Below are 4,420 nucleotides of genomic sequence, written 5' to 3' on the forward strand. Positions count from 1 at the left end.
CGGGCGGCGGCGCCGACGGGGTCGCCGACGACCCGCGGGCGGCCGGTCCCGCCCCCGGCCGGCCGCACCAGCGCCTCCCCGGTGGCCACGGCCGCCTGCACCCGCACCGGCGCCCCGCCGGCCGCCGCCGCGGTCAGGGCGTCGCGCACGGCCAAGGCGGCCCGCACGGCCCGTTCGGGGTCGTCGTCGCGGGTCCGGGGGATGCCGAACACGGCCACGGTGCGCCCGCCCACGGGCTCCTCGACCACCCCGCCGTGGGCCTCGACCTCGGCCCTGACCAGGGCCAGCGGGCCCGACAGCAGCCGCCCGGCGTCCTCCGGGTCCACGTCGGCGAAGCCCTCGCGGGCCTCGTCCACGTCGACCAGCAGGACGGTGACGAGCTTGCGTTCGGCGCCGCCTGGAGCATCGGGCTGCGGGGAGGGACGGGCCAACGGCCGTTCCTTAGCGTGCGTCGTGCCGATCGCCCCAGCCTATAACGAAGCTCCGGCCAGGTGGCGTCCGGAGGGAGCGCCACCAGGCCGGAGCGGGTGGCCGTCTAGCCCCAGCGCACCGTGCGTCCGGGGGCCTGCCCGGTCGGACGCCTGGCCATCACCACATGTACTTGTCGGGGCCGACCAGCCAGAGCCAGCCGGTGAGCCCGACGAGGGCGTAGGCGGCCACGGCGGTTGCCGGCGCAAACCAGTGCTTCGAGCGGAGCACGCCGTGCTGGACCCGCGCGGACAGGGTCACGAAGGCGACCAGCATGACGTGGAGGACGGCTGACACCGCCCGGTGGAGGGGAACGAGCATGGGATGCTCCCTTCTCGGTCGATCCTGTCGATCATCCGGCGCCTCCCTCGCCGGGCGAACCACATTGATCTGGACAAATGATAGTGACTGTTCTCTCTCATTCATAGGGGGCGAATTCCGGAACGAGCGACATTCCGGGTCCGCCCGGTGGGCGTCAGGCGGGAGCGGGGGGCGGGACCTCCAGGGCCAGGGGCACGGTGATGCCGCCGGTGGGGCGTTGGATGGTGGTGGTGAGGTTCCAGCGGCCGGCCAGGGACAGCAGGCGGCCCTGACCCAGCCAGCGGCCGTCGCCCGCCTCGGCCAGCTCGAGGCGGGCACCGGCGAGGTCGGGGTGGGACGCGGGCCTGCCGGTCAGCTCGACCCGGTCGGCGGGCAGGATCGCGCCGGTGTCGAAGTCGGCCACGGTTGCGGTGAAGCGGTTCGGCCCGGCCGCCCCCGGGGTCACGGTCAAGGTGACCTTGACGGTGGTGGCCCAGTCGGCCCCACGGGCCTCCAGGACCGGCGTGGCCGCCGGCGCCGCCCGGGCCCCGTCCGGGGCGCCCGGGGCGAGCTGGCTGAGCAGGGCGGCGGCGGCCAGCACAGCCGCCGCCAGCCCCAGCTCGGCGCCGACGCTGCGGCGCAGCCGGGTCGCGGCCCGGCGCCGGGCGCCGGCCTGGAACAGCGGCACCAGCCGGTAGCGGTTGAGCGCCCCCAGCCCCACCAGCCCGGCGAACAGGACCAGCTTGAGGTCGAGGGCCCGGCCGAACCGGCTGTCGACCAGCCGCCCCCAGCCGCCGAGCTCGTCGGCCGTCCGGACCACGCCGGTGACCACCACCACGGCCAGGCTGATGCCGGCGAGCTTGGAGAAGCGCAGCACCACCTCCCGGGCCGGCCGGGCCGTGGCGCCGCGCCGGAGGCCGGCGAACAGCCAGGCCAGGCCGCCGATCCACACGCCGACGCCCAGCAGGTGGGTCCACTGGGCGAGCAGGTTCAGGGGGCGCAGCGACGACGGGCCGGCCGCGTGCCCGGCCAGCGCGTGCACCAGCATCCCGGCCCCGCCGGCCAGCCCGATGGCCAGCAGCGGGCCCACGGTGGCAGGGCGGCGGGGGCGCGGGCCCTCGGTGGCCGCCGGGGCCAGGAGCGGGGGGTCGGTCGCCGGGCGGGCCAGCAGCCACCAGACGGCGGCGCCGGCGGCGGCGAGCATGGCCGCCCGCCAGAGCAGCCAGCCGCCGGTGGTGGAGCCGAGCATGTCGCCGAGGCCCACCCTGGCGTCGGCCCGGGCGGCCACCGTCATCGCGACCAGCCCACCCGCCGCGGCCGCCAGGGCCGCGCCCAGGAGCAGCGCCGGCCGCCCCGGCAGGCGGCCCCCGAAGACCAGCAGGCCGGTGGCGGCCGCCCCGACCAGCAGGGCGACCCCCCAGTACCAGGCCCAGCGGCCGGTCACGGCGACCGCGCCGAGCGCCGGTCCGGCCTCGACCGCGGCCGCCGACTGGGACGGCGCCATCCGGGGGGCGCCGGCCGCGCCGACCCCGAACCCGAAGACCCCGTCGGTGCGGTGGCCGTCGACGGCCGAGACGATCCGCCAGGTCACCGTGTAGCTGCCGGCCGCGAGCCCGGCCGCCGGGACCCGCAGCTCCAGGGGCCGGCCGGCGACCGGCTGCGCGGGGCCGCCGGCGACGACCCGTCCGCCGCTGTCGAGCACCCGCACCGTGGACAGGCCAGGGTCGGGACGCTCGCTGAAGCGGAGGGTCACCGCCGCCGGCGCCCGCTCCAGCGAGCTCCCGCCGGCTGGCTCGCTGGCCTCGAGGACGCCGTGGGCGGCCGCCACCGGACCGCTGGCCAGCAGCCAGAGCCCGGCCAGAACAGCGGTCAGGTATCCGGGCTTGCGGCAGCCGCGTGGTCGCCGTGGGCGGCGCGCAAGCTGCAGCGCCGTACGGGTGCCTCGGCGCGGCATGCGGCGCCGGATACCCGACCGCTGTTCTGGGGGAGCAGCGAGCGCGGCGAGCCGCCCACGGCGTTGCATGGGACCGTCAGACCTTCCCGGCGCCGGTCAGGGCGACGTCGGGCTGGGCGGCCGGGGTGGACGTCCGCCGTCCCCAGGCCAGGGCACCGACGATCAGTCCGACGGCGCCGACGATCAGCCCGCCCAGGGCCAGCAGGCGGGCCTGGTCGGCCGTGTCCCTGGCTTCCTGCTGGGCGGCCGCGGCCGCCGCCATGGTCCCGGTCAGCCGGGTCGCCTCACGGTCGAGCCGCTCGGCGAGCTGGGCCGTGGTGGGGTCCTTGACGGCCGGGAAGGCGGCCTTGGCCGGGTCGTTGACGTCACTGAAGGTCTCGGGGCCGCTCGGGATGGCCAGGTCGATCTTCTGGGTGCCGAGCGCGCCGTTCAGGTGGACGGTGTAGGCGCCGGCCTGGGTCGGGACGAAGAACGACCGGTAGTCACCCGGCGTTCCCCAGCCGTCGCCGAAGTGCGGCTCCAGGGGCAGCTCGACCATCTCGGCCTTGGGGTCGACCTTGCCGCCGTAGTAGAGGTGGGCCTTCAGCTTGTCGAGCTGGCCGGCCAGGTCGGTGGCGGGCTTGCCGCCGCGGCTGATGATCACCTGGAGGCTGTTGGGCGCCCCGGCGTAGGCGGGCTCCTCGCCGAAGCCGACCACGAAGGTGTACTTACCGGCCTTCTTGTCGGCGTGGGCGGAGGCCGGCGCGGCGACGAGCGCGGCCAGCACCACGGCCGTGCCGAGCACGACGGCCACCCGCAGCAACCGGCTTGGCAGGGTCGAGGGGAGTGGCTGTCGGCGCATTTTTGCCTCCTTTTCACCGACATGACCGTCATGAGTGCATAATGAGAGAGAACGTTATCACTAGTCAAGTATGACTAGTTACCGTCGAGTCTTGAACGGTTCGCCCGTATGTAGAGGATGGGGAGGAGAGTACGATTGGCCCCATCAGCGTGGGAACGAGCTAGTGCCATGACCAGCAGCGACCCCGCGGCGGCGGACCTGGAGCGGTCCAGCGAGCGCTGGATCGCCTGGTTGGCCGGGGAGACGGCCGGACGCCGGCACCCGCCGGCGTCGGCCCTGCACGCGCTCTGGGACGCACTCGAGGAGTGGTTCGCCTCCGACGACTTCGCCGGTTCGGCGCTGGCCGCGGCCGTGGTCGCCCCGCCCGACGGCCGCGGCCCGGCCGCCCACGCGGTCCTCGTCCGGCACCGCCAGGCCACCCGCCGCCTGCTCGAGGACCTGGCCCGCGCGGCCGGCGCCCGCGACCCCGCCGCCCTGGCCGGCCAGCTCCTCACCCTGGTCGAGGGCGCCATCGCCGGCGCCCTGATCGACCGCCACCCCAGCGCCGCCCGCCACGCCCGCGAGCTCACCCAGATCGCCCTGACGGCCGCGGGTCCCCAGGGCTAGGGTCGCCTCACCGTCCCCGTGCGCGACCAGGTGTGGGACCGGCCTCGTGTTCGAGGTCGAGATCACCGCGAGGGGCTCCGCCATCTGCGCCTGCTTCCGGGCAAGGTCCGCGACGCGGCGGCCCAGGCGATCAAGGGCCCCATCGCCGCCGCGTCGTCCACCGGCCGCGCCGACGACTCCAACGACGTCCGTCAAAGGACAAAGGACTCGCCGGTGGTTCCTCCTGGGTGGAAGATGTGCTCGGAGGTGGA

Annotated in this window: 6 protein-coding genes; 2 read left to right on the plus strand and 4 right to left on the minus strand. The window is 75.9% G+C overall.

The genetic code is table 11. From position 1 onward, the window contains the following. The 4 genes from VF468_07335 to VF468_07350 all read right to left on the minus strand — a co-directional run. Positions 1 to 431 (minus strand): adenylate/guanylate cyclase domain-containing protein (locus VF468_07335; protein HEX5878118.1); only part of this gene is annotated, 431 nt, incomplete at its 3' end. 157 nt (positions 432 to 588) lie between these two features. Then, positions 589 to 789: a hypothetical protein gene (locus VF468_07340; GenBank protein ID HEX5878119.1), complete on the minus strand. Its 201-nt coding sequence runs from the start codon at positions 787 to 789 to the stop codon at positions 589 to 591. 154 nt (positions 790 to 943) lie between these two features. Next, positions 944 to 2,722, minus strand: a complete 1,779-nt coding sequence (locus tag VF468_07345) for a copper resistance protein CopC (GenBank protein ID HEX5878120.1) — start codon at positions 2,720 to 2,722, stop codon at positions 944 to 946. 76 nt (positions 2,723 to 2,798) lie between these two features. Continuing rightward, entirely contained in the window at positions 2,799 to 3,563 is a 765-nt protein-coding gene (locus tag VF468_07350) for a hypothetical protein (protein HEX5878121.1), read from the minus strand. Positions 3,564 to 3,731: 168 nt separating this feature from the next. Between VF468_07350 and VF468_07355 the strand changes: the two genes are divergently transcribed. Together VF468_07355 and VF468_07360 are read left to right on the plus strand one after the other, a co-directional pair. After that, positions 3,732 to 4,169 carry a hypothetical protein gene (locus VF468_07355; GenBank protein HEX5878122.1) on the plus strand — a complete coding sequence of 146 codons (438 nt, stop codon included), beginning with the start codon at positions 3,732 to 3,734 and terminating at the stop codon, positions 4,167 to 4,169. A gap of 18 nt (positions 4,170 to 4,187) precedes the next feature. Further along, positions 4,188 to 4,420: hypothetical protein (locus VF468_07360; protein ID HEX5878123.1), on the plus strand; the 233-nt coding region annotated here is incomplete at its 3' end.

The sequence above is a fragment of the Actinomycetota bacterium genome, from assembly GCA_036280995.1.
In the GTDB taxonomy this organism is placed as follows: Bacteria; Actinomycetota; CALGFH01; order CALGFH01; family CALGFH01; genus CALGFH01.

What these genes read in the sequence shown, in the direction of transcription:
- VF468_07345 (HEX5878120.1), bottom strand. Translation starts at nt 2,722, where the DNA reads ATGCCGCGCCGAGGCACCCGTACGGCGCTGCAGCTTGCGCGCCGCCCA.
- VF468_07355 (HEX5878122.1), top strand. Translation starts at nt 3,732, where the DNA reads ATGACCAGCAGCGACCCCGCGGCGGCGGACCTGGAGCGGTCCAGCGAG.
- VF468_07350 (HEX5878121.1), bottom strand. Translation starts at nt 3,563, where the DNA reads ATGCGCCGACAGCCACTCCCCTCGACCCTGCCAAGCCGGTTGCTGCGG.
- VF468_07340 (HEX5878119.1), bottom strand. Translation starts at nt 789, where the DNA reads ATGCTCGTTCCCCTCCACCGGGCGGTGTCAGCCGTCCTCCACGTCATG.